Source organism: Streptomyces rugosispiralis, from assembly GCF_024505145.1.
Lineage (GTDB): Bacteria > Actinomycetota > Actinomycetes > Streptomycetales > Streptomycetaceae > Streptomyces > Streptomyces rugosispiralis.
In genome coordinates, this window is sequence record NZ_JANIAA010000049.1 from 1 (window position 1) to 25,027 (window position 25,027).

Here is a 25,027-nt window from a genome sequence, read left to right on the forward strand (position 1 = left end):
CTCCTCACCCCAGACACCCCCACCCCCACCAACCTCCCCACCTACCCCTTCCAACGCCACCACTACTGGCTTTCGGCGGCCCAGCGGGTCGGGGACCTCGCCGGGGCGGGGCTGTCCGTGGTGGGGCATCCGCTGGTGGCGGCCGGGGTGAGCATGGCCGAGGGCGGCGGATTCGTGTTCACGGGCCGGATCTCCGCCCGTACCCATCCATGGCTGGCCGACCACATGGTGCTGGGCCGGGTCCTGGTGCCGGGCGCGGCCCTGCTGGAGCTCGTGCTGGGGGCCGGGCACCATATGGGCGCCGAACGGCTGGACGAGCTCGTGCTGCACACCCCGCTGACCCTGCCGTCCGACGACACCGCCCTCGACATCCAGGTGGGCATCGACGCGGCCGACGAGCGGGGCGTGTGCGCCGTACGGCTGCACTCCCGGCCGCACCGCCCGGGGCAGGACGACGATCCGGCGGACTGGATGTGTCATGCCACGGGGACGCTGACGGCGTCGGTGTCGTCGCCCGGCGACGAGCGCAGGGACGCGGACGCGGAGCCGGAGGCCGAGGCCCAGTGGCCGCCGACCGGCGCGGAGCCGGTGGACATCGACGGGTTCTACGAGCGGCTGGCGGACCACGGCTACGGCTACGGCCCGGTGTTCCAGGGCGTGCGTGCCGTATGGCGCCGGGGCGAGGAGACGTTCGCCGAGGTGCGGCTGCCGGAGTCGGCCGCCGGTGACGCGGACCGGTTCGGTGTGCATCCGGCGCTGGTGGACGCGGCGTTGCAGCCGCCGCTTGTGGGGCTCCTGGAGGGCGAGACGGAGCGGATGATGCCGCTGTCGTTCTCCGGGGCGCGGCTGCGTGCCACGGGCGCGACCGTCGCCCGGGTGCGGATCGCGCCCACGGGGCCGGGCGGGATCTCGGTGCGGCTGACGGACCTCGCCGGTCTGCCGATCCTCACCGTCGACGAGGTGGTCTCGCGGCCCCTGGCGGCCGACGCGCTCACCCTCGCCACCGGGACGGACGCGCTCTTCGAGGTCACATGGACGCCGCTGCCCCTCCCGCCGTCCGAGGCCACGGAGTCCATGGCGGTGCTCGGCACTGCCCTGTCCGACGCTCCCGAGGCACCCGACGCCCCCGACGCCCCCGTCCATGCGGACGTGGCCGCGCTCCTCGCCGCCGTACGCACCGGCACACCGCTGCCCCCGCTGGTGCTGCTGCCCGCTCTCCCGGCGCGAGCGCCGGACGGTGTCGCGGACGTGCCCGCCACCAGCCGCGACCGCTTGGCGGCCGTACTGGCGACGGTGCGGGAGTGGCTGAGCCATCCCGAACTCGACGGCACCCGGCTCGCGTTGGTGACCCGGGGCGCGGTGGCCGCGTTCCCGGGGGAACGGGCCGAGCCGGCGTCGGCCGGGGTGCGCGGGCTGTGGCGTTCGGTGTGCTCGGAGCACCCGGGCCGGTTCGCGCAGGTGGATCTGGACGAGGCTCCCGAGTCCACGGCGGCGCTGGCCGTCGCCCTCGCCACCGGTGAGCCCGAGCTCGTGGTGCGCGCCGGAGCGGTGTCCGTGCCCCGGCTGGACCGGGTCTCGCCGTCGGCGCCGTCGGACGCGGGAATCCTGATGGCCCCCGAAGGGGCCTGGAGCCTGGACCTGGACACCGGGGGCACCGTGGAGGGGCTGCGGCTCGTGCCCGCTCCGGGGGTCGAGGAGCCCCTGGCCCCGGGGCAGGTGCGGATCGCCATACGCGCCACGGGCGTCAACTTCCGTGACGTCCTCGCGTCGTTGGGGGTGGTGCCCAGCGGTGAGCCCAGTGGTGAACCCAACGGTGAGCCCAGCGGTGCGGGGCTTTTCGCCGCCGAGGGCGCCGGTGTGGTGCTGGAGGTCGGCCCCGATGTCGACGGCCTCGCCGTGGGCGACCGGGTGATGGGGCTGGTGTCGGGCGCGTATGCGGGCCCGGTGGCGGTGGCCGACGCCCGGATGGTCGTGCGGATGCCCCACGGCTGGACGTTTCCGCAGGCGGCCTCGGTGCCCGCCGCGTTCCTGACCGCGTACTACGCCCTGGTCGAGCTGGCCCGGGTGCGTGCGGGCGAGTCGGTTCTGGTGCACGCCGCCGCGGGTGGCGTGGGGATGGCGGCGGTACGGCTGGCGCGCCATCTCGGGGCCGAGGTGTATGCCACCGCGAGCGAGCCGAAGTGGTCCGTGGTGCGGGGCATGGGCGTTCCGGCCGAGCGGGTGGCGTCGTCGCGCACCCCGGGGTTCGCCGACCGCTTCCTGACCGCGACCGATGGCCGGGGCGTCGATGTCGTACTGAACTGCCTGACCGGGGGGTTCATCGACGCCTCGCTGACGCTGCTGCCGCGCGGCGGCCGGTTCGTAGAGATGGGCAAGACGGACGTCCGGGACGCCGATGAGGTGGCGGCGCGATGGCCGGGCGTCGGCTATCGGGCGTTCGACCTCGCCGAGGCCGGGGCGGAGCGGCTGGGCGCGATGCTGGCCCATCTCGCCGAGCTGTTCGAGGCGGGGGTGCTGGCGCCGCTGCCGGTGACGGCGTGGGACACCCGCCGGGCGCGGGAGGCGTTCCGCCATGTCAGCCAGGCGCGCCACACCGGAAAGGTGGTGCTCATCCCGCCCCGGGGCACGATCGACGGCACCGTGCTGATCACCGGTGGCACGGGGGTCATCGGCTCGGCGGTGGCCCGGCATCTGGTCACCGGCCATGGCGTCACGGACCTGGTCCTCGTCGGACGCCGGGGCCCGGACGCCCCCGGAGCCCGCGAACTCACCGCCGAACTGGCCGGGTTGGGCGCGACGGCCCGCGTGGTGGCATGTGATGTCTCCGACCGCACCGCGCTGGCCGCCCTGCTCGACGGCCTGCCGCGACTGCGCGGTGTGGTGCACGCGGCGGGGGTGCTGGACGACGGTGTGGTCTCCGCGCTCACCCCCGAGCGGCTGGACACCGTGCTGCGCCCCAAGGCGGACGCGGCCTGGTATCTGCACGAGCTGACCCGGGACCGGGATCTGGCGCTGTTCGTGCTCTTCTCCTCCGCGGCCGGGGTGCTGGGCTCGGCGGGCCAGGGCAACTACGCGGCCGCCAACGCGTTTCTGGACGCCCTCGCCCGGCACCGCCGCGACCAGGGCCTGCCCGCACACGCCCTCGCCTGGGGCCTGTGGGGCGAACGCGGCACGATGACCGGTGGCCTGGGCGCCCCCGGCCTGGACCGGATGCGCCGTCAGGGCGTACTGCCGCTCACCACGGACCAGGGGCTGGCGCTCTTCGACGCGGCCATACGGGCGCCCCGCGCGCTCAGCGTTCCGGTCCGGCTGGACGTGGCCGCCCTGCGCCGCCACGGCGAGCCCGCACCGCTGCTGCGCGGCCTGGTCCGTACGACGACGGTCCGGCGCGGCGCCGCCAACACGGCCACCGGTGGCGGGCTGCGGGACCGCCTGGCGGCGCTGCCCCCGGCGGACCGCGAGCGCACCCTGAGCGACCTCGTACGGGCCCAGGCCGCCGTGGTGCTCGGGCATACGGGCGGTGCCGCGGTGGCCTGGGACCGCTCCTTCAGGGACCTGGGCTTCGACTCGCTGACCGCCGTGGAGCTGCGCAACCGGCTCGGCACGGCCACCGGGCTGCGGCTGCCGGTGACCACCGCCTTCGACCACCCCACCCCGGCCGCGCTGGTGGCCGAGCTGCTCCGGCTCCTGGCGCCGGTGAGTGAGACCACCGTCGTCCCCACCCTCGCGGCGGTGGCCGCCGATGACGACGACCCGATCGCGATCGTCGGGATGAGCTGCCGCTTCCCCGGCGGGGTGCGCTCGCCCGAGGAACTGTGGCGGCTGCTCGCCGAAGGGCGGGACGCCATCGGGCCCTTCCCCGACGACCGTGGCTGGCACGCCGAACTGGGCCGCCCCGGCGCGCCCGGGAGCCATGCGCCGGCCGGTGGCTTCCTGTACGACGCGGCCGACTTCGACGCCGAGTTCTTCGGCGTCTCACCCCGCGAGGCGCTGGCCACGGACCCCCAGCAGCGGCTGCTGCTGGAGACCACATGGGAGGCGTTCGAACACGCGGGCATCGACCCCACCGCGCTGCGCGCCACCCCGACCGGGATCTTCGCGGGGCTGATCTACGGCGACTACGCCACGCGCTTCCCCGGGCAGTTGGCCGACGGCTTCGAGGGCTATCTCGGCAACGGCAGCGCGGGCAGCGTGGCCACCGGCCGGGTGGCCTACGCCCTGGGGCTGGAGGGCCCGGCCGTCACCGTGGACACCGCGTGCTCCTCGTCCCTGGTGGCGCTGCACCTGGCCGCGCAGGCGGTACGGCAGGGCGAATGCGGCCTCGCGGTGGCCGGTGGGGTGACGGTCATGTCGACCCCGCGGCCGATCGTCGAGTTCAGCCGGGTCGGCGGGCTGGCCCCCGACGGGCGCTGCAAGGCGTTCGCCGCCGAGGCCGACGGGATGGGCTTCGCCGAGGGGGTCGGCATGCTCGTGGTCGAGCGACTGTCCGACGCCCGCCGCCACGGCCACCGGGTGCTGGCGCTGCTCCGGGGCTCCGCGCTCAACCAGGACGGCGCGTCCAATGGCCTCACCGCGCCCAGCGGTCCGGCCCAACAGCGCGTCATCCGGCAGGCGTTGGCGAACGCGGGGCTCACGGCGGCCGATGTGGACGTGGTCGAGGCGCATGGCACGGGGACGTCGCTGGGCGACCCGATCGAGGCGCGGGCGCTGCTCGCCACGTACGGCCGGGACCGGCCCGCCGACCGGCCGGTGGTGCTGGGCTCGGTGAAGTCCAACCTCGGCCACACCCAGGCGGCGGCCGGGGTCGCGGGCGTCATCAAGATGGTGCTGGCGATGCGCCATGGCGTCGTACCCCGCACCCTGCACGCCGAACGCCCCACCGAGCGGGTGGACTGGACGGCGGGCGCCCTGCGGCTGGCCGGGGAGAACGAGGACTGGCCCGCGGCCGATGCGCCGCGGCGCGGCGCGGTGTCGTCGTTCGGGATCAGCGGCACCAACGCCCATGTGATCCTGGAGGAGGCGCCGGACGCCGACATCCCCACTGAGCCGACGCCGACGCCGGTGGCGATGACGGCGGCGGTGGCGGTGCCGTGGGTGCTCTCGGCGAAGAGCGCCGACAGCCTGCGCGACCAGGCCCGCCGACTGCGGGAGCGGCTGGCCGCCGAACCGGACCTGGCGCCCGTCGATGTGGCCCGCTCGCTGCTGTCCCGGGCCGTCTTCGGCCGGCGCGCCGTGGTGATCGGCCGTACCCGGGAGGACTTCCTGGACCGGCTGGCGGCGCTCGGCCGTGGCGAACCGGCCACCGGTGTGGTCCTGAGCGCGTCCACGGACCGGTCCGTGTCCGGCGACCGGTCGGGGCCGGTGTTCGTGTTCCCCGGGCAGGGCTCGCAGTGGGCCGGGATGGCGGCCGAACTCCTCGGCTCGTCAACGGAGTTCGCGGAGTCGTTCGACGCCTGCGCCCGAGCGCTGGCGCCCTATGTCGAGTGGTCGCCGCTCGATGTGGTGCGCGGACGTCCCGGCGCGCCGTCGCTGGACCGGGCCGATGTGGTGCAGCCGGTGCTGTGGGCGGTCATGGTGTCCCTGGCGCGGGTGTGGCGGTCCCATGGGGTCGAGCCCGCCGCGGTGGTGGGTCATTCGCAGGGCGAGCTGGCGGCGGCGTGTGTCGCGGGGGTGCTCTCACTGGAGGACGCCGCCCGTGTCGTCGCGCTGCGCAGCCGGCTGATCGGGAGCGAACTGGCCGGGCGGGGCGGCATGGTCTCGCTGCCCGTGCCGGTGGACGAGGCCGGGAAGCTGGTGGCGCCCTGGGGCGAGCGGCTCTGCGTGGCCACCGTGAACGGGCCCGGCTCGACCGTGGTCGCCGGGGACGCGGCCGCGCTGGACGAGCTGATGGCGGCGTGTGAACGGGACGGGGTGCGGGCGCGCCGTGTCCCGGTGGACTACGCCTCGCACACCCCGCAGGTCGAACGGATCCGCGAGCGGCTGCTGGAGCTGGCCGCGCCCCTCACACCCCGCCCCGGCGAGGTGCCGATGTACTCGACGGTGACCGGCGCCCTCCTCGACGGCGCGGGCGCCGACGCGGCGTACTGGTACCGGAACCTCCGCGAGACCGTGCGGTTCGAGCAGGCGACCCGCGCCCTGGCCGAGGCCGGGCACACGGTGTTCATCGAGGTGAGCCCGCACCCGGTGCTGATCCCCGGGATCGAGCAGACGGTCGAACGGATGCCGCGGGGCACCCCGGCAGCCGTGGCGGTGGGCACGCTGCGGCGGGACGAGGGCGGCCGGGAGCGGCTGCTCACGGCGCTCGCGGAACTGTTCGTGGCCGGTGGCGCGGTGGCCTGGGCGACCGCGTTCGAGGGCGGGCGGCCCGTCGATCTGCCGACGTACGCCTTCCGTGCGCGGCGGTACTGGCTGGACGCGCCCGAGCACACCGGGGACGTGGGCGGCGCCGGGCTCACGGCGGTGGCCCATCCGCTGCTGGCGGGGGCGGTGGCCCCGGCCGGGAGCGACACGGTGCTGTTCACCGCGCGGCTGTCGCAGACCACTCACCGCTGGCTCGCCGACCACGCGGTGCTGGGCGGCGTGGTGCTGCCCGGCAGTGTGTTCCTCGACTGGGCGCTGTACGCGGGGCGTACGGTCGGCTGCCCGTATCTGCCCGAACTCACCCTCCAGGAGCCGCTGTTCCTGCCCGCCACCGACGCGGCGCACCTCCAGATCCAGGTGGGCGCGCCCGATGCGGAGGGCCGTCGGGAGCTCACCGTGCACTCCCGCCCCGAGTCGGCGGCCGAGGACACGGCGACGGGCTGGACCCGCCATGTGCGGGCCGTCGTGGCACCCGGCCCGGCGGGCCCGGACGACGCCCAGGCGGGTGGTCAGGAGGGCGCTGACACGGCCGCGTTCGCCGAGATGGCGGCCGTCTGGCCGCCCCCCGGTGCCCGCGCGGTCGACCTGACGGGCTTCTACGACCGGCTGGCGTCCGACGGCTTCGACTACGGCCCGGCCTTCCGCGGTCTGCGGTCGGCCTGGCGGCGCGACGGGGAGGTCTTCGCGGAGGTGGCCCTGGGCGAGGGGGCCGGTGGCGGCCCGGTGGACGGCTTCGCGCTGCACCCCGCGCTGCTCGACACCGCCCTGCACGCGATCGGCCTCGGCGGGTTCTTCGACCGGGCGGAGCCGGCGGGCGCGCCGATCCGGATGCCGTTCTCCTGGACCGGCGTCCGGCCGCACTCCACCCCGGACACCGCCCCGCCCGCCACCATACGGGTACGGCTGTCCGCCGTCGGTCCGGACGCCATCGGCGTCCATCTCACGGGCCCCGACGGTCAACCACTCGCGCATATCGCCGAGTTGACGCTGCGACCGGTGTCCGCGGACCGGTTGCGAGCGGCCGCGGAGGAGCGTGCGGCCCGGCCCGTACGGCGTGAACGGCCGGGTCCCCGGCCGCAGGACACCGCCGCCGCCCAGCGCGTCCTGGACGCCGCGTACGAGGACCGGGAGCGGCTGCTGGCGGATCTCGTCCGGGAACAGCTGCGCGCGGTGCTCCACCACGAGACGGGCGCGGAGATCGGACCGGACACCGAGTTCCTGGCGCTCGGCATGGACTCGGTGCGCGGCATCGATCTGCGCGACCGGCTCGCCACGCTGCTCGGGCTCCGGCTGTCGGCCACGGCGACGTTCGAACACTCGACCGTGGACCGGCTCGCCGGGCACCTGGCCACCCTGGTGGACAGCCGGGCCGCCACCCGGCCGAGCGCCCCCGTGGCCGAGGACACCACACCCCCGGCGCAGACCACACCCCCGGCGCAGACCACACCCCCGGCGCAGACCGCGCCCGAGAGCGCTTCCGAGACCGCGTCCGCGATCGCGCCGGACGGTTCAGCGGCGCCGCCGTCCGCCATCGAGCTGGAGCTGGCGAAGGCCACCGCGGCGCCGGAGTCGGATCCGTACGACAGCCTCACCACCCTCTACCACCAGGCCTACGCCAGCGGCCGGGCCCAGTCGGCTGGCATGGCGCTCATCCAGGCCGCGGGCCGGCTCCGGCCGTCCTTCACCACCGAGGGCGCCGCCGACCACATCCTCCCGCCGGTGAAGATGGCGAGTGGCGACGGCACCCGGGCCACGCTGGTGTGTCTGCCCGCCATCACCGCCACCGCCGGGCCGATCCAGTACGGGATGATGGCACAGATGTTCGAAGGCAGGCGGGATGTGCTGTCGCTGGTCAACCCCGGTTACCTCGAAGGCGAGTTGGTGGCCGAAAGCTTCGACGCCCTGATCGAGCTGCACCTCCATCAGCTGCGCGCGGCCATCGGCGCCGAGGCTTACGTCCTGGTCGGCCACTCCATGGGCGGGCTGCTCGCCTACGCGCTGGCGGAGCGCGCCGAGCGGGCGGGGCTGCCGCCCGGCGCGGTCGTGCTGCTCGACACCTTCGAGGGCACCCACCAGTTCTCCGAGAAGACCCACATCGCGCTGAACGAGGGCCTGGACTCACGGGAGCAACTGCTCGGCGACTTCGCGCTGACCGGAGCCAAGCTCTCGGCGAGCGGACGCTACAACGCGCTGCTGATGGAGGAGTGCGCCCTGCGGCCCGTCCAGAGCCCGACGTTCTTCCTCAGCGCGGCCGAGCCCATGCCCCACCAGGACGAGGGGTTCGAGGGCGACGCGTGGCGCGCGTCCTGGCCCTTCCCGCACACCGCCCGGACCACCCCGGGAGACCACTTCACGATCATGGAACACCACCTCCCCGAGACCACCGAGGCCATCGAGAGCTGGCTCACCGAACGCGGTCTGTGACCGAGTGCTGCCTAAAGGGGTGTCCGATGGATCGTGACGCCTGCGGCGGGCCGCTGGGGCTCCGCCCCAGACCCCGCTCCTCAATCGCCGGAGGGGCTGAAATCAGCCCGTCAGGGGGCACCTCCCAGCGGTAGCTGGGGGAGATTGAGGACACGCCCGAAGGGCGTCCGGGGTCCAGGGGCGAAGCCCCTGCCACGCGGCGGGGCAGGGCGCGGCGCGGTCAGCGCACCGGGTGGTCGTCGTCCGCCGCGGCGTCGTCCTGGGCGGCGGTGCTGTTCGTGGCGCCGCTGTCCGCGCCGTCCGCCGCGGACCGTACCTCCGGACGCCTCGGCCCCTGCCGGGGCGTCCGGGGCTCCCCGGCCGCCTTCCCCGAGGGCTGAGCCGTGCCCGGGGGCCGTGTCGTACCCGAGGGCTGAGCCGTACCCGAGGGCCGATCGGCGGGCTTCCCGGCCTTCCCCGCGGCCTTCTCCCCCGCCTTCTCGCCCGCCTCGCGCTTCGTGTGCAGCCGGGAGCGTATGTCGCCGTGCGGCAGGAACTGGGCCCAGCGCTCGGGGAACTCCGACGGCGGGGTGATCTCCGCCGCGCCGTCGTCCGCCGTGCGCTGCTCCTTCGCCCGCAGCCTGGCCGCCTCCTCCCGGGACCGGGCGGCGCGCTCGGCACGACCGGCGGCCGTGGCCACCGAGGGCCAGACCCGGTCGATCGCGGCGTTGACCGCCGCCCCCACCAGCACCGCGAAGGCGGACACCCCGATCCACAGCAGCACCGCGACGGGTGCGGCCAGCGAGCCGTAGATCGTCGGGCCCTCGACCGTATGCACCAGGTAGATCCGCAGCAGGAAGCTGCCCAGCACCCATATCGCGAGGGCCACCAGTGCCCCCGGAATGTCCTCGGGCCACGGCGAGCGCACCGGTACGGACACGTGGTAGAGCGTGGTGAGGAAGGCGATGGAGAGCAGGATCACCACCGGCCAGTACAGGATCGGTACGAGATCCCCGCTGGACGGCAGCAGGTCCACCACCGCCTCCGGCCCGATCACCATCAGCGGCAGCGCCACCGCCCCGATCACCAGCGCCACCAGATAGAGCAGGAAGGACAGCAGACGGGTCCTGACGATCCCGCGCCTCCCCTCCAGCCCGTACATGATCGTGATGGTGTCCACGAACACGTTCACCGCGCGGGAGCCGGACCACAGGGCGATGGCGAAGCCCAGCGAGATCACATCGGGACGGCCGCCCTTGATCACATCGTCCAGCAGCGGCCGGGCGATCTCCTTGACACCCCGGTCGGACAGCACGGTCGCGGAGGCGTCGAGGATGTTCTGCCGGATGGTGGCCACCGTGTCGGTGCTGGTCCAGGCGTCGAAGTAGCCGAGCAGCCCGATCAGGGCGAGCAGCAGGGGCGGGAGCGACAACAGGGTGAAGAAGGCCGCTTCGGCGGCGAGCCCGGTGACCCGGTACTCCATACAGGAGTTGATCGTGTCCTTCAGCAGCAGCCAGGCCATCCTGCGCTTGGACACATTGCGGTACAGGGCGCGGGCCTTGCGGAGCCGGCCGGACGGCTTCGATGTTTCTTCTGCTGGCTGCACCTTCTCACCGTATCCGGCGCTTTCACCGCCGCTCATCCGGTGACCAGGCCGAATCGTCGCAAAAGGCCGCCGCACAGGCATTGGCGGAGGGGATACCGCGCCGACTCGGCACCACCCTCCGCCCGCCGGGCCCACTGTCCGTGCCGGATACAGCCATGCGCAAAGGTTGCGCCGCGTTGCAGCCGGCCGGACGGTCGGTGGGAGCGCTGGGGGCCGCGGGTCAGCAGCCTCCGCAGTTGTAGTAGGTCACGTCCCAGTGGTTGCTCTCGCGGGCGTAGATGTTGCCGGAGCCGGACTTGTACTGCTGGGCGCCGTCACCGGGGCGCGGGCCGATGTTGGTGAAGGTGCCCGTGATGTAGTTGCTGAGGCAGCTGGTGGGGCTGAAGTCCAGCTTGTAGCCGTTCCAGTGGCTGTACGTACCGGAGGCGTGCCCGGTCTCCGTACCGCCGGTGATGGTGAGCGCGCAGCCGGTGGCCCCCTTCAGGGTGATGGCACCCTGCACGGTGGTCAGGTTGATCTGCTCGAACGAGGTACAGGTGGGGTTGTTGCGGTCCGAGCAGCCCCCGCTGGAGGTCCAGGAGACCCCGGCACCGCGCAGCCGGTTCGCCGCGTCGGAGTGGCTGAGCTTGGTCACCGCGGCGGCGGAGGGCGCGTCGGCGGCCACCGGGGCGCTGGGGGCGGCCGCCGCGCTCTGGGCGGTGAGAACGCCGGTGGTAGCGAGGACCGCGCCGCCGAGCAGGGCGCCGAGTCTGATCCGGGTGCTGGTCACAGCCATGGTCGTCTTCGTCTCCTTCATCTGCGGATCCGTGGACCGTCGAGGACGGCGGCAGCACGATCCCAGCCCTTCGGGTCGGACGGGCGACTCACCGGGGAAATCGGGACAGCGGGATCAGAAACCGTCTGTGAGCTGCGGGGACGGCGGGGGCTGGGACGGCCGGTGGGATGCCGGGCGGCGCGGCATGCGGTGATCAGCTCTTCGATCCGGCGCGGTAGGCGCGGTCGCAGGCTTTCCAGGCGCTGAAGTCATGGGTGAGCGCCCACAGCCGATGGGCCGCCCGGATGTTCCAGTCCGGGTCCAGCGCCTGCTCCCGGGTGCCGCCCAGCTTGCGCAGCGTGCCGTCGTACAGCTGGAAGACGCCCCAGTTCCGGGTGGCGTTGGAGTTGGGCAGCGTATAGAGGGGATCGAGGTACGAGGCGCAGTCCGCGATGCCGACCGCGCGCTCGGGGTCCTCGGTGAAGACCTCGCGGATGCGCCGGGTGACCCGGTCCGGTGTCCAGGTGTCGAGCGGCTTGCCCTCGTTCTCGTAGAGCGCCCGTTTGGTCCGCTCGTCCACCGATCCGTTGGGCGTCAGCCCGCTGCGGAGCTGGAACACCACAACCCGCATCTGGGTGACCGGTCCGAAGGCCCCGTCGACGTCGAGCCGACCGCCCGCGCGGGCGAGCAGCGACTGGAGCTCATGCACACACGCGTCCGCCTGCCCCATGCTCACCACGACCGGACAGCGGGAGGACAGCAGCGGCCGACCGTCCGAGGATCCGCCCGACCCGTCCGATGACGTCAGCGCCTTCCCCAACAGCGCGGCCGCCACCCCGGCCGCGGCGAACACGACCAGGGCGAGTACGGCGAGCAGTGGCCGACGGCGCGGCGGCGACGGCAGTGGCGCCATGGCGGCCCCGGGCGCCGGGGCCGCGGCGACGTGCAGGGGCTCCGGCTCGGGTTCAGGGTCCGGTTCAGGTTCACGCTCCGGCCCGGGTTCAGGCTCCGGCTCTCGTTCCGAGGCCGCACCGGGCCCCGTCTCGACATGCGGCTCCTCCTTCGTCTCGATGCGTGAGACAGCCGCCCCAGCGGCCCCACCCCGCCCCACCGGCACCACAGCCGACGCCCGCGACCCGGACCGCTTGCGCTCCGCATCGGCCAGCACCCACCGCCGATGCAGCTCCAGCAGTTCCTCACCGCTGGCCCCGCACACCTTGCCGAACCGGGCGAGCACCTCGTAGTCGCCGGGCACGCTCGCCCCCGAGCAGTAGCGGTGCAGCGCCGACGCGCTCACCCCGCTGCGCGCCGCCAGCGCCGCGTAGCTGCGGTTCGCTCTCCCCTTGAGCTCGCGCAACAGCTCCGCGAACTCCTCCGCATCCCCGTTGTCCCCGTTCCCGGACACCCCGACCCCCGCCCTCCCCGCTTGAGCGATACCCGTCAAGGGGAGTCAACGGCGTCCATGGTTATCTGTCCACCATGACCACCACCGTGACCACCTGGTACCTGGAGCAGACCGCCCCCTCCGACCTCAGCCCGGCGCAGGAGCCGCCCGCCACGGCCGGGGTGCGGATCACCCGGGCCGAGGTGCCGAGCCCCGAGTTCAGCCACTTCCTGTACACGGCGGTGGGCTCCGATGTGTCGTGGACCGACCGGCTGGTGTGGTCACGGGAGGCGTGGGAGGGGTATCTGCACCGGCCCGGCGTGGAGACGTGGGTGGCGTACGAGCGCGGGACCCCGGCCGGGTACATCGAGCTGGAGGGCCATGACGAGGGCGTGGTGGAGATCGCGTACTTCGGCCTGGTGCCCGCCTTCCGGGGCCGCCGGATCGGCGGGCATCTGCTGACCTGGGGGGCCTCCCGCGCCTGGGACATGGCGGAGCGCTGGCCGGACCGGGTGCCGACCAAGCGGGTGTGGGTGCACACCTGCAGCAAGGACGGGCCGTACGCACTGGACAACTACCGCCGCCGGGGCTTCCGGGTGTTCGACGTCAAGACGTCGGACGAGGAGTGACCAACACCACAACGTATCGCATCTTGAGACAGATTCGTCCGCATAGTGGATTAAGGTGGACTCGTCAGAGACCACCATGCGACGCTTCCATCATGTCTCGAGCTGGAATTGCCTTGGTGAGTCGACGCCACGTCGACCTCGGCCGCATGTCCAGCGCGATCTGTCCGGCGGGCTGACCCGCACCTCGACAGGGCCGTCACCAGGACCCCGGGCAGCACCACCACATCTTCCGCACGCCCCCGACGACGTGGGCGGACGCGCATGTCTCGACACTCCCCGCCGCATTCGCACCGGTCAATGCCGTATACCCCTGCCCGCCTGCGCATGCGCAGGTCAGACGGTGCGCGCAAATGTACTACCCGCCGCACCAGAGCCGCATCGAAGGACATACACCGCCATGGCTGCCACCCCGGAACGCGCAAGCGCTACGCCCCGCCGCAAGGCCGGACGCCACCGCGGCGAAGGCCAGTGGGCCGCGGGGCACTTCACCCCCCTCAACGGCAACGAGCAGACCAAGAAGGACGATGACGGTCTCAATGTGCGGACACGCATTGAGACGATCTACGCCCACCGCGGCTTCGACTCCATCGACGGCGCCGATCTGCGCGGCCGGATGCGCTGGTGGGGGCTGTACACCCAGCGCAAGCCCGGGATCGACGGCGGCAAGACCGCGATCCTGGAGCCGGAGGAGCTGGACGACGAGTACTTCATGATGCGGGTCCGGGTGGACGGTGGGCGGCTGACCACCGAGCAGCTGCGGGTCGTCGGCGAGATCTCGGAGGAGTTCGCGCGCGGCACCGCGGACATCACCGACCGGCAGAACATCCAGTACCACTGGATCCGGATCGAGGACGTGCCCGAGATCTGGAGGCGGCTGGAGGCCGTCGGGCTGTCCACCACCGAGGCGTGCGGTGACACCCCGCGTGTGATCATCGGCTCCCCGGTGGCGGGGATCGCCGAGGACGAGATCATCGACGGCACCTCCGCCATCGACGAGATCCACCGGCGCTACATCGGCAGCAAGGAGTTCTCCAACCTGCCGCGGAAGTTCAAGACCGCGGTCTCCGGCTCGCCGGTGCTCGACGTGGTGCACGAGATCAACGACGTCGCGTTCGTCGGCGTCCGCCACCCCGAGCACGGCCCCGGCTTCGACCTGTGGGTCGGCGGCGGTCTTTCCACCAACCCCAAGATCGGCGTCCGGCTCGGCGCCTGGGTCCCGCTGGAGGAGGTCCCGGAGGTCTGGGCCGGAGTCGTCGCCGTCTTCCGCGACTACGGCTACCGGCGGCTGCGCACCCGCGCCCGGCTGAAGTTCCTGGTCGCCGACTGGGGCCCTTCGAGGTTCCGCCAGGTGCTGGAGGACGAGTACCTGGGGCGCCCGCTGTCCGACGGCCCGGCGCCCGAGCAGCCCGTCCAGCAGTGGCGTGACCACATCGGCGTCCACCGCCAGCAGGACGGCCGCTACTACGTCGGCTTCGCACCGCGCGTCGGCCGGGTGGACGGCACGACCCTCACCAAGATCGCCGATCTGGCCGAGGCCCATGGCTCCGGGCGGCTGACCACCACCGTCGAGCAGAAGATGATCGTGCTCGATGTGACCGAGGACCAGGTGGAGTCGCTGGTCGCCGGTCTTGAGTCGCTGGACCTCCAGGTCAAGCCGTCCCCGTTCCGGCGCGGCACGATGGCCTGCACCGGTATCGAGTTCTGCAAGCTGGCGATCGTCGAGACCAAGGCGCGCGGCTCCTGGCTCATCGACGAGCTGGAGCGCCGGCTGCCCGAGTTCGACGAGCCGATCACCATCAACCTCAACGGCTGCCCGAACGCCTGCGCCCGTATCCAGGTGGCGGACATCGGCCTCAAGGGCCAGTTGGTCATGGACGACAACGGCGAGCAGGTCGAGGGCTACCAGGTGCACCTGGGCGGCACCCTGGGCCTGGAGCCGGGCTTCGGCCGCAAGGTGCGCGGGCTGAAGGTCACCGCCGCCGAGCTCCCGGACTATGTGGAGCGACTGCTGCGCCGCTTCCAGGAGGAGCGCGAGGACGGCGAGCGCTTCGCCACCTGGGCGGGGCGTGCCGGTGAGGACGCTCTGCAATGAGTGAGCGTGCCGCGCCGTTCTACTGCCCTTACTGCGGGGACGAGGATCTGCGTCCCTCGGAGGAGGGCCACGGCGCGTGGGAATGCGCGTCCTGCAACCGCGCGTTCCGCCTGTCGTTCCTCGGGCTGCTGGCCAAGGGCCTGCGGCGCGACCCGATCGATGAAGGGGGCACGGCGATATGACGACACGGCTTGAGGACACCGATCTCGAAGGGCTCGCCGAGAAGGCGGGCCACGAGCTCGAGGACGCCCCGGCGCTGGACATCCTGCGCTGGGCGGCGGACACCTTCGGATCGCGTTTCTGCGTCACCTCCTCGATGGAGGACGCGGTGGTGGCACACCTCGCCTCCCGCGCCTTCCCCGGTGTCGACGTGGTCTTCCTCGACACCGGCTACCACTTCCCCGAGACCATCGGCACCCGTGACGCGGTGGCGGCCGTGATGGACGTCAACGTCATCACCCTGACCCCGCGCCAGACGGTGGCCGAGCAGGACGCCGAGCACGGCCCCCGGCTGCACGACCGCGACCCCGACCTGTGCTGCGCCCTGCGGAAGGTCCGGCCCCTCGAGGAGGGATTGCGGGAGTACGACGCCTGGGCCACGGGATTGCGTCGCGACGAATCGCCAACCCGCGCCGATACCCCGGTCGTTGGCTGGGACGCCCGGCGCCGTAAGGTGAAGATCTCCCCGATCGCCCGCTGGACGCAAGCGGATGTCGAGGCCTATGTCGCCGAGCACGGCGTGCTGACCAACCCCCTGCTGATGGACGGCTATCCGTCGATAGGCTGCGCGCCCTGCACCCGTCGGGTTCTGGAGGGCGAGGACATCCGGTCCGGCCGCTGGGCGGGGAGCAACAAGACCGAATGCGGGCTGCACGGCTGATGGCTGTCGACCAGGAGAACGAGATGAGCGCCCCCACGACCACCGGTGCCACGGTGTGGCTGACCGGTCTGCCGAGCGCGGGAAAGACCACGATCGCCTATGCGCTGGCCGAGCGGCTGCGCGGCGAGGGCCGCCGGGTGGAGGTGCTCGACGGGGACGAGATCCGTGAGTTCCTCTCCTCGGGTCTTGGGTTCTCCCGGGAGGACCGGCACACCAACGTCCAGCGGATCGGCTTCGTGGCCGAACTGCTGGCCTCCCACGGGGTCACGGTGCTGGTGCCGGTCATCGCCCCGTACGGGGACAGCCGCGAGGCGGTGCGCAAGCGCCACCAGCGCGAGGGCACCCCGTATCTGGAGGTCCACGTGGCCACGCCCGTCGAGGTGTGCTCCGAGCGGGACGTCAAGGGGCTGTACGCGAAGCAGGCGGCGGGCGAGCTTTCGGGTCTCACCGGTGTGGACGACCCCTACGAGGCCCCTGCCGACCCGGATCTGCGCATCGAAACCCACAGGAACAGCGTGCAGGAGTCGGCGGCCGAGGTGCGGTTGCTGTTGAGTGAAAGGGGACTGCTGTGAGCCACGCACGCGCGGCCACCGCGCTCCCCGCACCGGGGCGCCGACCCATGGCGAACTCCGCCGATATGACGGGAAGCTACTACCGCAGCCGAGCGAACGAAAGGGGCGCGGCATGACGACCGTGACGGCGATCAACGCGGACGAGGGCGCGGGCCTTTACGCGCTCGCGCACCTGGACGCGTTGGAGTCCGAGGCGGTGCACATCTTCCGCGAGGTGGCGGGCGAGTTCGAGCGGCCGGTGATCCTGTTCTCCGGCGGCAAGGACTCCATCGTGATGCTCCACCTCGCGCTCAAGGCGTTCGCCCCGGCGACCGTTCCGTTCTCGCTGCTCCACGTGGACACCGGGCACAACTTCCCCGAGGTCATCGCCTATCGGGACGCCACCGTCGCCCGGCACGGGCTGCGGCTGCACGTGGCCTCGGTCCAGGAGTTCATCGACGACGGCCGGCTGCGCGAGCGCCCGGACGGCACCCGCAATCCGCTGCAGACCGTGCCGCTGCTGGACGCCATCGAGAAGAACCGCTTCGACGCGGTCTTCGGCGGCGGCCGCCGGGACGAGGAGAAGGCCCGCGCCAAGGAGCGGGTGTTCTCCCTCCGGGACGAGTTCGGCGGCTGGGACCCGCGACGCCAGCGCCCCGAGCTGTGGCAGCTCTACAACGGCCGCCACTCCCCCGGTGAGCACGTCCGGGTCTTCCCGCTGTCCAACTGGACCGAGCTGGACGTATGGCAGTACATCGCCCGGGAGAAGATCGACCTGCCGCAGATCTACTACGCGCATGAGCGCGAGGTCTTCCGGCGCGCCGGCATGTGGCTGGCGCCCGGTGAGTGGGGCGGCCCGAAGGACGGCGAGACCGTGGAGCGGCGCATGGTGCGCTACCGCACCGTGGGCGACATGTCCTGCACCGGTGCCGTGGAGTCGGACGCGGTGGCCATCGAGCAGGTCATCGATGAGATAGCCGCGTCCCGGCTGACCGAGCGGGGTGCGACCCGCGCCGACGACAAGCTGTCGGAGGCCGCGATGGAGGACCGCAAGCGCGAGGGGTACTTCTAACGATGACGAGCAATCTGACGTCCGAGGAGCAGGCCGCGGCGGCCGCCGTGGAGCGGTCCGCGGCCACCTCGCAGCTGCGGTTCGCCACCGCGGGCTCGGTGGACGACGGCAAGTCCACCCTGGTCGGGCGGCTGCTGCACGACTCCAAGTCGGTGCTGGCCGATCAGCTGGAGGCCGTGGAGCACGCCTCGCGCAGCCGTGGCCAGGAGGCGCCGGACCTGGCGCTGCTGACGGACGGGCTGCGGGCGGAGCGCGAGCAGGGCATCACCATCGATGTCGCCTACCGCTACTTCGCCACGCCCAAGCGGCGGTTCATCCTCGCCGACACCCCCGGCCATGTGCAGTACACCCGCAACATGGTCACCGGCGCCTCCACCGCCGAACTCGCGGTCGTCCTGGTGGACGCGCGCAACGGTGTGGTGGAGCAGACCCGGCGGCATGCCGCGGTCGCCGCCCTGCTGCGGGTCCCGCATGTGGTCCTCGCCGTCAACAAGATGGACCTGGTGGACTACGCGGAGCCGGTCTTCGCGGCCATCGCCGAGGAGTTCACCGCCTACGCGGCCTCGCTTGGCGTGCCGGAGATCACGGCCATCCCGATCTCGGCGCTGGCCGGGGACAACGTGGTGACGGCGTCGGCGAACATGGACTGGTACGGCGGCCCGACCGTGCTGGAGCACCTGGAGTCCGTGCCGGTGGGCACCGACCCGTCCCAGGACCCGGCGCGCTTCCCGGTGCAGTACGTGATCCGTCCGCAGACCGCCGAGCACCGCGACTACCGCGGCTACGCGGGCCAGATCGCCTCCGGTGTGCTGCGGGTCGGCGACGCCGTCACCGTGCTGCCGTCCGGCCGGACCAGCACCATCACCGGGATCGACGCGCTGGGCACGATGGTGGACGTGGCGTGGTCCCCGCAGTCGGTGACCCTCACCCTCGCCGACGACCTGGACATCTCGCGCGGGGATCTGCTCGCGCCGAGCGACCACGCGCCCGAGACCACCAGGGACGTCGAGGCCACCGTCTGCCATCTGCACGACCGTCCGCTGCGCGTGGGCGACCGGGTGCTGCTCAAGCACACCACCCGCACGGTGAAGGCGATCATCAAGGACATCCCGTCCCGGCTGACGCTGGCCGATCTGTCGCACCACCCGGCGCCGGGCGAGCTGGCCGCCAATGACATCGGCCGGGTCGTGCTGCGTACCTCCGAGCCGCTGGCGCTGGACGCGTACGACGCCTCGCGCCGCACCGGCTCCTTCCTGCTGATCGACCCGGCCGACGGCACCACGCTCACCGCCGGGATGGCGGGCGACTCCTTCGCGGCACCGGCGGACGGCGCCGAGGCCGCGCGGGACGACGAGGGATGGGCGTCTGACCATGGCCGGTGAGGTGTTCTCGACATTCGCCAAGGAGGGCGGCCGCGTGGGCAGCGGGGCGCTCGGCAGCGGGCAGGGCGGGGTCGGACGATGTGCGGGCTGATCCCGCAGTCCGCTCGCGTCCACCAGCACCGCCGCCGAAAGCCGTCTGAACTGCCGGGCGTCCTCTGACGCCGCCCCGGCCCGTCGAGAGGAACACCCCCATGTCGTCTGCCGTCCGCCTCATAGCCCCGCGACCAGCCACGCACCCCGGCCGCCGCACCCGGATCCTGGCGGCCGCGGCCGTCCTCCCCCTGCTGATGGGCGCGCTGGGCGCCTGCGGCTACGGCTCGGAGAAGAAGAACGACGACACCGGATCCTCAGCGGTCCCCGCGGCCGGTGGTGAGAAGGTCGACGGTCTGGACAAGGTGAAGGTCGGCTACTTCGCCAACCTCACCCACGCCACCGCCCTGGTGGGGCTGCGCAAGGGCGGCCCGATCCAGCAGGAGCTCAAGGGCACGAAGGTCGCGCCGTACGTCTTCAACGCCGGTCCTTCGGAGATCGAGGCGCTCAACGCGGGCTCCATCGACATGGGCTGGATCGGCCCGTCGCCGTCCATCAACGGCTATGTGAAGTCCCATGGCTCCAACCTCAAGATCATCTCTGGTTCGGTCTCGGGCGGTGTCAAGCTCGTGGTCAACCCCAAGAAGATCAAGACACTGAACGACGTCAAGGGCAGGAAGATCGCCACCCCGCAGCTGGGCAACACCCAGGACGTGGCGTTCCTCAACTGGATCAAGAGCAAGGGCTGGAAGGTCGACGCCCAGAGCGGCAAGGGCGATGTGTCCGTGGTCCGCAGCGACAACAAGGTGACGCCCGACGCGTACAAGTCCGGCGCCATCGACGGCGCGTGGGTGCCCGAGCCGACCGCGTCCAAGCTGGTCGCCGACGGCGGCAAGGTACTGCTGGACGAGTCCTCGCTGTGGCCGGACAAGAAGTTCGTGATCACCAACCTGATCGTGAAGCAGTCGTTCCTCAAGGAGCACCCGAAGGTCGTCGAGGCCGTGCTGCGCGGCTCGGTGAAGACCAACGCATTCATCAAGGCCAACCCCGAGCAGGCGAAGAACGCGGCCAACGCGGCGCTCAAGGAAGAGACCGGCAAGCCGCTGCCCGCCGACGTGATCGACCCGGCGTGGAAGTCCATCCAGGTCACCGACGACCCCCTGGCCTCGACGCTGAACACCGAGGCCGACCACGCGGTCCAGGCGGGGCTTCTGGAGAAGCCCGATCTCAAGGGGATCTACGACCTGGCCCCGCTGAACAAGGTCCTGAAGGCCGAGGGCAAGCCGACGGTCTCCGCCGCGGGCCTCGGCAACCAGTAGCCGCCCGTCCGTCCCGTACGCACGCACCGTACTCATGTACACGCATGTACGCATCCATCAGGAGGTGACCGGATGTCCCCGGCACTGACCACCGAGAAGGACGACCGGGCGAGCACCGCGGCGGCGGGCTCCGCCGGCGCCGCCGGGTCCGTCTCGATCGCCCACGTCCACAAGGCCTTCGGCCGTCCCGGGGCGGCCCAGCCCGTGCTCGAGGACATCAACCTCCAGGTGCGGCCCGGCGAGTTCGTCTGCATCCTGGGGGCTTCCGGCTGCGGCAAGTCCACGCTGCTCAATCTGATCGCCGACCTGGACAAGCCGACCTCGGGTGCCATCGAGGTCCCCGGCGGGCGACCGGCCCTGATGTTCCAGGAGCACGCCCTGTTCCCGTGGCTGACCGCGGGGAAGAACATCGAGCTGGCGCTGCGGCTGCGCGGTGTGCCGCGCGCCGACCGCAGGCCGCGGGCCGAGCGGCTGCTGGAGCTGGTGCGGCTCGGCGGCGCCTACGGCAAGCGGGTGCACGAGCTCTCCGGCGGCATGCGGCAGCGCGTGGCGCTGGCCCGCGCGCTGGCGCAGGACTCCAGCGTGCTGCTGATGGACGAGCCGTTCGCCGCGCTCGACGCCATCACCCGCGATGTGCTGCACGAGGAGCTGACCCGGATCTGGAGCGAGACCGGCGTCTCGGTGCTGTTCGTGACCCACAACGTCCGCGAGGCCGTCCGGCTGGCCGAGCGTGTGGTGCTGCTGTCCTCCCGGCCGGGGCGGGTCGTCCGCGACTGGTCGGTGGACATTCCACAGCCGCGCCGCATCGAGGACGCGGCCGTCGCCGACCTGTCCGTTGAGATCACCGAAGAACTGCGTGGGGAGATCCGCCGCCATGGCCAGCAGTAAGACCACCCGCGGCGCCGCGGTCGAGGAAGCCGACGGCGGGAAGCGACCCACCGAGAAGTCCACGGCGAAGTCCGCGGGCAAGGCGGGTCCGGGGCAGGACCTGGCGGGCCTGGAGGCCGGTCTTGACGCCCTGGACGCGGTGCAGACCAAGCGGGTCTCAGCGGCCGAGGTGCTGGTCCAGAAGGTGCTGCCGCCCATCGTGGCCGTCGCCTTCGTGCTGGCCCTGTGGAAGGTGCTCGTCGTCGCGAAGGTCACCCCGGACTACAAGCTGCCCGACCCGGGGCTGGTCTGGGACTCGCTGCGCCAGCTGTGGCTCCAGGGCGAGCTGCTCGACATCATCTGGACGAGCGTCTCGCGCGGTCTGTTCGGCTTCCTCATCGCGCTGGCGATCGCGACCCCGCTGGGTCTGGTCGTCGCCCGGGTGAAGTTCATCCGCGCCGGGCTCGGCCCGATCCTGTCCGGGCTGCAGTCGCTGCCGTCGGTCGCCTGGGTGCCGCCCGCGGTGATCTGGCTGGGCCTGAACGACCAGATGATGTACACCGTCATCCTGCTGGGCGCGGTCCCCTCCATCGCCAACGGGCTGGTGGCCGGCATCGACCAGGTGCCCCCGCTGTTCCTGCGCGCCGGACGCACCCTCGGCGCCCGCGGCCTGGTCAGCGCCCGGCACATCCTGCTGCCCGCCGCGCTGCCGGGTTATGTGGCCGGGCTCAAGCAGGGCTGGGCGTTCTCCTGGCGCTCGCTGATGGCCGCCGAGATCATCGCCAAGTCCCCCGACCTGGGCCTGGGTCTTGGCCAGTACCTGGAGAACCAGCGCAACAACTCCGATATGGCGGGGGTGCTCCTCGGCATCCTCCTGATCCTCGTCGTCGGCATCGCCATCGAGCTGCTGATCTTCGCCCCGATCGAGCGCCGGGTGCTGCGGAGCCGCGGCCTGCTGGCGAGCGCACGCTGATCCGACCGGGGATATGACACAGGCTCTGAACCAAACCCACCGAACGGAAGGCCACGGAAAGCCACCACCATGTCTGCCCCGACCCTGCTGATCATCGCCCACGGCAGCCGCGACCCCCGCCATGCGGCGACCGTCGACGCGCTGCGTGCGCGGGTGCGGTCGCTGCGGCCGGGGCTGCGGGTGGAGGCGGCGTTCCTGGAGTTCAACGCGGTGCGCGTACCGCGGGTGCTGGCCCGGCTCGCCGCGGAGGACGCCACCGAGGTGATCGCCCTCCCGCTGCTGCTGACCCGCGCCTTCCACGCGAAGACCGACATCCCGGCGGTGCTGCGCGAGGCCACGGCCCGTCACCCCCGCCTCTCCGTCCGCCAGGCCGAGGTCCTGGGCCCGTCCCCGCTGCTCGTGGACGCCCTGGAACGCCGCCTGTACGAGGCGGGGCTGCGCCCCGCCGACCGCTCCTCGACCGGGGTCGTCCTGGCCTCGGCGGGGTCCACCGACCCGGAGGCGATCGCGGTGATCGCTGAAATCGCGCGGGAGTGGCGGCATACCGGATGGTGCGCCGTGCGACCCGCGTTCGCCTCCGCCTCTCTTCCCCGCACCGAGGACGCCGTCCGCGCCCTGCGCGCGGACGGCGTCCCCCGGGTGGCCGTGGCCCCCTACGTCATCGCCCCCGGCCGCCTCCCCGACCGCATCGCCCACGGCGCCGAGGCCGCGGGCGCCGACCTCCTGGCCTCCGTCCTGGGCCCCGCCCCGGAACTGGCCCGCCTCCTGCTGACCCGCTACGACGAGGCCCGCACGGCACCCCCGGCCCTGCTGACGGCCTGACTGAACTTTTCAGCACAGGGCGGCGTCACAATTGGGTGCCGCCACCGTCCACCGGGAGTTCGGCGCCGGTGGTGTAGGTCGCGTCGAAGGCCAAGAAAATGGCGGCACGCGCGACCTCCTCCGGATTTCCTATACGCTGCATCGGAATCTGGGCGGCTATACCCGCGGCCATTTCATCCGCCACCTCGGCGGGCAGGTTCTTGTGCAGAATTCTGGTGCCGATCGGCCCTGGGCTCACCGCGTTGACACGTACGCCGCGCGGCAGCAGTTCGCGAGCCCAGGTTCGCGCCATCGACCGGAGGGCCGCCTTGCTCGCCGCGTAGACACCGTGGTCCGAGTACCCCACCACGTTCAGGACCGAGGTGGTCAGCACCACGCCACTGCCCTCGGCGAGCAGCGGAAGCAGCCGCCGCAAGGTGAAGTAGGGCCCCTTGGTGTTGGCCGCGAAGATGACGTCGTACATCTGCTCCGTCGTCGCCTCGAGCGACGCCGAGTCGGTGATGCCCGCGTTCAGGAACACCGCGTCCAGTTGGCCGAACGCCTCCTCGACCTTCCCCGCCAGGGAATCGATGTCGGCTTTTGAGGTGGCGTCGCTGCGAATCGCGACCAGCCCCTCTTCGCCCGCCGCTTCGAGCTCGGCTTCCTTGCGTCCCGTGACCATTACCTGAGCACCCTCGGCCGCCAGCAGACGGGCGATCGACAGGCCGATTCCGCTGCTGCCACCGGTGATGAGGGCGCGCTTTCCGCTGTACTTTTCCATGCCCCGATTCAAATCCCGGACCGGCGACGGCGTCCAAGACCTGATCCGCAACCCGTCATGCGCACATTGCATATTGGTACGCTCGAGGCGTGCGCGTTCCCGGATCGGATCTCGACCTGCGGCTTGTCGGCTACTTCACGGTCGTCGCGGAGCACGCCAACTTCAGCCGCGCCGCCGCGGTGCTGCACGTCGCGCAGCCGTCCCTGAGCCGCCAGATCCAGCGCCTCGAGGAACATCTGGGCGTGCGCCTCTTCGACCGCACCCCACAGGGCAGCCGGCTCACGGAAGCCGGTCGCGCCTTCCTGCCGCAGGCCCAGGCGCTGCTCCAAGCAGCCCATCAAGCCGAGCTCACCGCCCGCGAAGGCGCCACCCCGCGCGAATTCACCATCGGGTACGTCGAGGACCTGGTCATCACGCACGCCGTACGCCGGCTGCGGCACCGACACCCCACGGCCCGCATCCGCACCCGCCACCTGGAGTGGAACGACGCCCACGCCCTCACCGACCGCCGCGTGGACGCCCTGGTCGCCCGCGCCCCGCTGCCCTTCCCCGCCGACCGCTTGCGCCTCACCGAGCTGTGGACCGAGCCACGGGTCCTGGTCGTCTCCACGGACCACCGCCTGGCCGGAAAGGAGTCGGTGACCGTCGACGACCTCAGCGAAGAAGTTTTGCCGCAATGCCCGAGCGCGGTCCCGCAATGGAGCGATTTCGCCCGCCTGGAGCCGCGCCCGGACGGCGTTCCGGCGCGCAGCGCGCCGATCGACTACGAATCGTTCGAGGACAAGCTCGACCTTGTGGCCGAGGAGCGGACGGTATTGATCCTGGCCGCCGGCGACCGACGCCCCCAACTCCGCCCCGGCCTGACCACCGTGCCCATCGAGGGCATCGACCCGGTCCGCGTCGTCCTGGCAACCCGCCCGGCCGAGACCAACCCTCTGATCAACGATTTCCTGAACGCCTGGTCATCCGACGCACCCGCTCCTCGGGGTCGCTGAGCAGGGCGCTCCGGGAACCGCGACCGCGGAGCCGGCCGGGAAAAGCCGGCGGTAGGCACGAGGGGCGGTGCGGTCCTCGTGCCTTCTCCCGCCCGTTCACCGTACGTTCCGCAGACCGCCCTCCGCGTGTGCCGTCCCGGTCCCCGGT

The 25,027-nt window shown here is 72.3% G+C and carries 18 protein-coding genes; 14 read left to right on the forward strand and 4 right to left on the reverse strand.

Annotated elements, in window-relative coordinates; translation table 11 throughout:
* Positions 1-117 precede the first annotated feature (117 nt).
* Complete coding sequence (locus NP777_RS41145; RefSeq protein ID WP_256655298.1) at positions 118-8,784, forward strand: type I polyketide synthase; 8,667 nt, start codon at positions 118-120, stop codon at positions 8,782-8,784.
* 220 nt (positions 8,785-9,004) lie between these two features.
* Here the strand turns inward: NP777_RS41145 and NP777_RS41150 are convergent, their stop codons facing one another.
* From NP777_RS41150 to NP777_RS41160, 3 genes are all read right to left on the reverse strand, one after another.
* A complete protein-coding gene (locus NP777_RS41150; protein ID WP_256655299.1) occupies positions 9,005-10,369 on the reverse strand; it encodes a YhjD/YihY/BrkB family envelope integrity protein in 1,365 nt (454 codons plus the stop codon).
* Positions 10,370-10,589: 220 nt separating this feature from the next.
* Positions 10,590-11,144, reverse strand: a complete 555-nt coding sequence (locus tag NP777_RS41155) for a hypothetical protein (RefSeq protein ID WP_256655300.1) — start codon at positions 11,142-11,144, stop codon at positions 10,590-10,592.
* 193 nt (positions 11,145-11,337) lie between these two features.
* Positions 11,338-12,528, reverse strand: coding sequence for a helix-turn-helix domain-containing protein (locus NP777_RS41160; RefSeq protein WP_256655301.1), 1,191 nt, complete (start codon positions 12,526-12,528; stop codon positions 11,338-11,340).
* Positions 12,529-12,602: 74 nt separating this feature from the next.
* Here NP777_RS41160 and NP777_RS41165 point away from each other — a divergent pair, with 74 nt between their 5' ends.
* The 12 genes from NP777_RS41165 to NP777_RS41215 all read left to right on the forward strand — a co-directional run bounded on the left by NP777_RS41165 (position 12,603) and on the right by NP777_RS41215 (position 23,124).
* Positions 12,603-13,136, forward strand: a complete 534-nt coding sequence (locus tag NP777_RS41165) for a GNAT family N-acetyltransferase (RefSeq protein ID WP_256655302.1) — start codon at positions 12,603-12,605, stop codon at positions 13,134-13,136.
* A gap of 92 nt (positions 13,137-13,228) precedes the next feature.
* The gene (locus NP777_RS48385; protein WP_309471194.1) at positions 13,229-13,312 is read left to right on the forward strand and encodes a putative leader peptide; all 84 of its coding nucleotides are present in this window, start codon (positions 13,229-13,231) and stop codon (positions 13,310-13,312) included.
* Positions 13,313-13,533: 221 nt separating this feature from the next.
* Positions 13,534-15,228, forward strand: a complete 1,695-nt coding sequence (locus NP777_RS41170) for a nitrite/sulfite reductase (protein WP_256655303.1) — start codon at positions 13,534-13,536, stop codon at positions 15,226-15,228.
* Positions 15,225-15,410 (forward strand): hypothetical protein, encoded by a 186-nt coding sequence (locus NP777_RS41175; RefSeq protein ID WP_210949678.1) that lies wholly within the window; start codon positions 15,225-15,227, stop codon positions 15,408-15,410. The genes NP777_RS41170 and NP777_RS41175 overlap by 4 nt, the downstream gene beginning before the upstream one ends.
* Positions 15,407-16,108 carry a phosphoadenylyl-sulfate reductase gene (locus tag NP777_RS41180; RefSeq protein ID WP_256655304.1) on the forward strand — a complete coding sequence of 234 codons (702 nt, stop codon included), beginning with the start codon at positions 15,407-15,409 and terminating at the stop codon, positions 16,106-16,108. The genes NP777_RS41175 and NP777_RS41180 overlap by 4 nt, the downstream gene beginning before the upstream one ends.
* Entirely contained in the window at positions 16,090-16,680 is a 591-nt protein-coding gene (gene cysC, locus NP777_RS41185; RefSeq protein WP_210949676.1) for an adenylyl-sulfate kinase, read from the forward strand. Before NP777_RS41180 ends, cysC begins: the two co-directional genes overlap by 19 nt.
* A 112-nt stretch (positions 16,681-16,792) precedes the next feature.
* The gene (gene cysD, locus NP777_RS41190; RefSeq protein WP_256655305.1) at positions 16,793-17,731 is read left to right on the forward strand and encodes a sulfate adenylyltransferase subunit CysD; all 939 of its coding nucleotides are present in this window, start codon (positions 16,793-16,795) and stop codon (positions 17,729-17,731) included.
* Between the two features lie 2 nt (positions 17,732-17,733).
* The gene (locus NP777_RS41195) at positions 17,734-19,113 is read left to right on the forward strand and encodes a sulfate adenylyltransferase subunit 1 (RefSeq protein ID WP_256655306.1); all 1,380 of its coding nucleotides are present in this window, start codon (positions 17,734-17,736) and stop codon (positions 19,111-19,113) included.
* 191 nt (positions 19,114-19,304) lie between these two features.
* Positions 19,305-20,462, forward strand: coding sequence for an aliphatic sulfonate ABC transporter substrate-binding protein (locus NP777_RS41200; RefSeq protein ID WP_256655307.1), 1,158 nt, complete (start codon positions 19,305-19,307; stop codon positions 20,460-20,462).
* Positions 20,463-20,534: 72 nt separating this feature from the next.
* Entirely contained in the window at positions 20,535-21,350 is an 816-nt protein-coding gene (locus NP777_RS41205) for an ABC transporter ATP-binding protein (RefSeq protein ID WP_256655308.1), read from the forward strand.
* The gene (locus NP777_RS41210; RefSeq protein ID WP_256655309.1) at positions 21,337-22,302 is read left to right on the forward strand and encodes an ABC transporter permease; all 966 of its coding nucleotides are present in this window, start codon (positions 21,337-21,339) and stop codon (positions 22,300-22,302) included. Before NP777_RS41205 ends, NP777_RS41210 begins: the two co-directional genes overlap by 14 nt.
* Positions 22,303-22,371: 69 nt before the next feature.
* Positions 22,372-23,124 (forward strand): sirohydrochlorin chelatase, encoded by a 753-nt coding sequence (locus tag NP777_RS41215; protein WP_256655310.1) that lies wholly within the window; start codon positions 22,372-22,374, stop codon positions 23,122-23,124.
* Positions 23,125-23,149: 25 nt separating this feature from the next.
* On the opposite strand, the gene NP777_RS41220 is transcribed toward NP777_RS41215, so the two are convergent.
* Complete coding sequence (locus tag NP777_RS41220; protein WP_256655311.1) at positions 23,150-23,884, reverse strand: SDR family oxidoreductase; 735 nt, start codon at positions 23,882-23,884, stop codon at positions 23,150-23,152.
* Positions 23,885-23,973: 89 nt separating this feature from the next.
* On the opposite strand from NP777_RS41220, the gene NP777_RS41225 reads away from it, so the two are divergent.
* The gene (locus NP777_RS41225) at positions 23,974-24,879 is read left to right on the forward strand and encodes a LysR family transcriptional regulator (RefSeq protein WP_256655312.1); all 906 of its coding nucleotides are present in this window, start codon (positions 23,974-23,976) and stop codon (positions 24,877-24,879) included.
* The last annotated feature ends 148 nt before the right edge of the window (positions 24,880-25,027 follow it).

What these genes read in the sequence shown, in the direction of transcription:
- NP777_RS41155 (WP_256655300.1), bottom strand. Translation starts at nt 11,144, where the DNA reads ATGGCTGTGACCAGCACCCGGATCAGACTCGGCGCCCTGCTCGGCGGC.
- NP777_RS41165 (WP_256655302.1), top strand. Translation starts at nt 12,603, where the DNA reads ATGACCACCACCGTGACCACCTGGTACCTGGAGCAGACCGCCCCCTCC.
- NP777_RS48385 (WP_309471194.1), top strand. Translation starts at nt 13,229, where the DNA reads ATGTCTCGAGCTGGAATTGCCTTGGTGAGTCGACGCCACGTCGACCTC.
- NP777_RS41170 (WP_256655303.1), top strand. Translation starts at nt 13,534, where the DNA reads ATGGCTGCCACCCCGGAACGCGCAAGCGCTACGCCCCGCCGCAAGGCC.
- NP777_RS41175 (WP_210949678.1), top strand. Translation starts at nt 15,225, where the DNA reads ATGAGTGAGCGTGCCGCGCCGTTCTACTGCCCTTACTGCGGGGACGAG.
- NP777_RS41180 (WP_256655304.1), top strand. Translation starts at nt 15,407, where the DNA reads ATGACGACACGGCTTGAGGACACCGATCTCGAAGGGCTCGCCGAGAAG.
- cysC (WP_210949676.1), top strand. Translation starts at nt 16,090, where the DNA reads ATGCGGGCTGCACGGCTGATGGCTGTCGACCAGGAGAACGAGATGAGC.
- cysD (WP_256655305.1), top strand. Translation starts at nt 16,793, where the DNA reads ATGACGACCGTGACGGCGATCAACGCGGACGAGGGCGCGGGCCTTTAC.
- NP777_RS41195 (WP_256655306.1), top strand. Translation starts at nt 17,734, where the DNA reads ATGACGAGCAATCTGACGTCCGAGGAGCAGGCCGCGGCGGCCGCCGTG.
- NP777_RS41200 (WP_256655307.1), top strand. Translation starts at nt 19,305, where the DNA reads ATGTCGTCTGCCGTCCGCCTCATAGCCCCGCGACCAGCCACGCACCCC.
- NP777_RS41205 (WP_256655308.1), top strand. Translation starts at nt 20,535, where the DNA reads ATGTCCCCGGCACTGACCACCGAGAAGGACGACCGGGCGAGCACCGCG.
- NP777_RS41210 (WP_256655309.1), top strand. Translation starts at nt 21,337, where the DNA reads ATGGCCAGCAGTAAGACCACCCGCGGCGCCGCGGTCGAGGAAGCCGAC.
- NP777_RS41215 (WP_256655310.1), top strand. Translation starts at nt 22,372, where the DNA reads ATGTCTGCCCCGACCCTGCTGATCATCGCCCACGGCAGCCGCGACCCC.
- NP777_RS41220 (WP_256655311.1), bottom strand. Translation starts at nt 23,884, where the DNA reads ATGGAAAAGTACAGCGGAAAGCGCGCCCTCATCACCGGTGGCAGCAGC.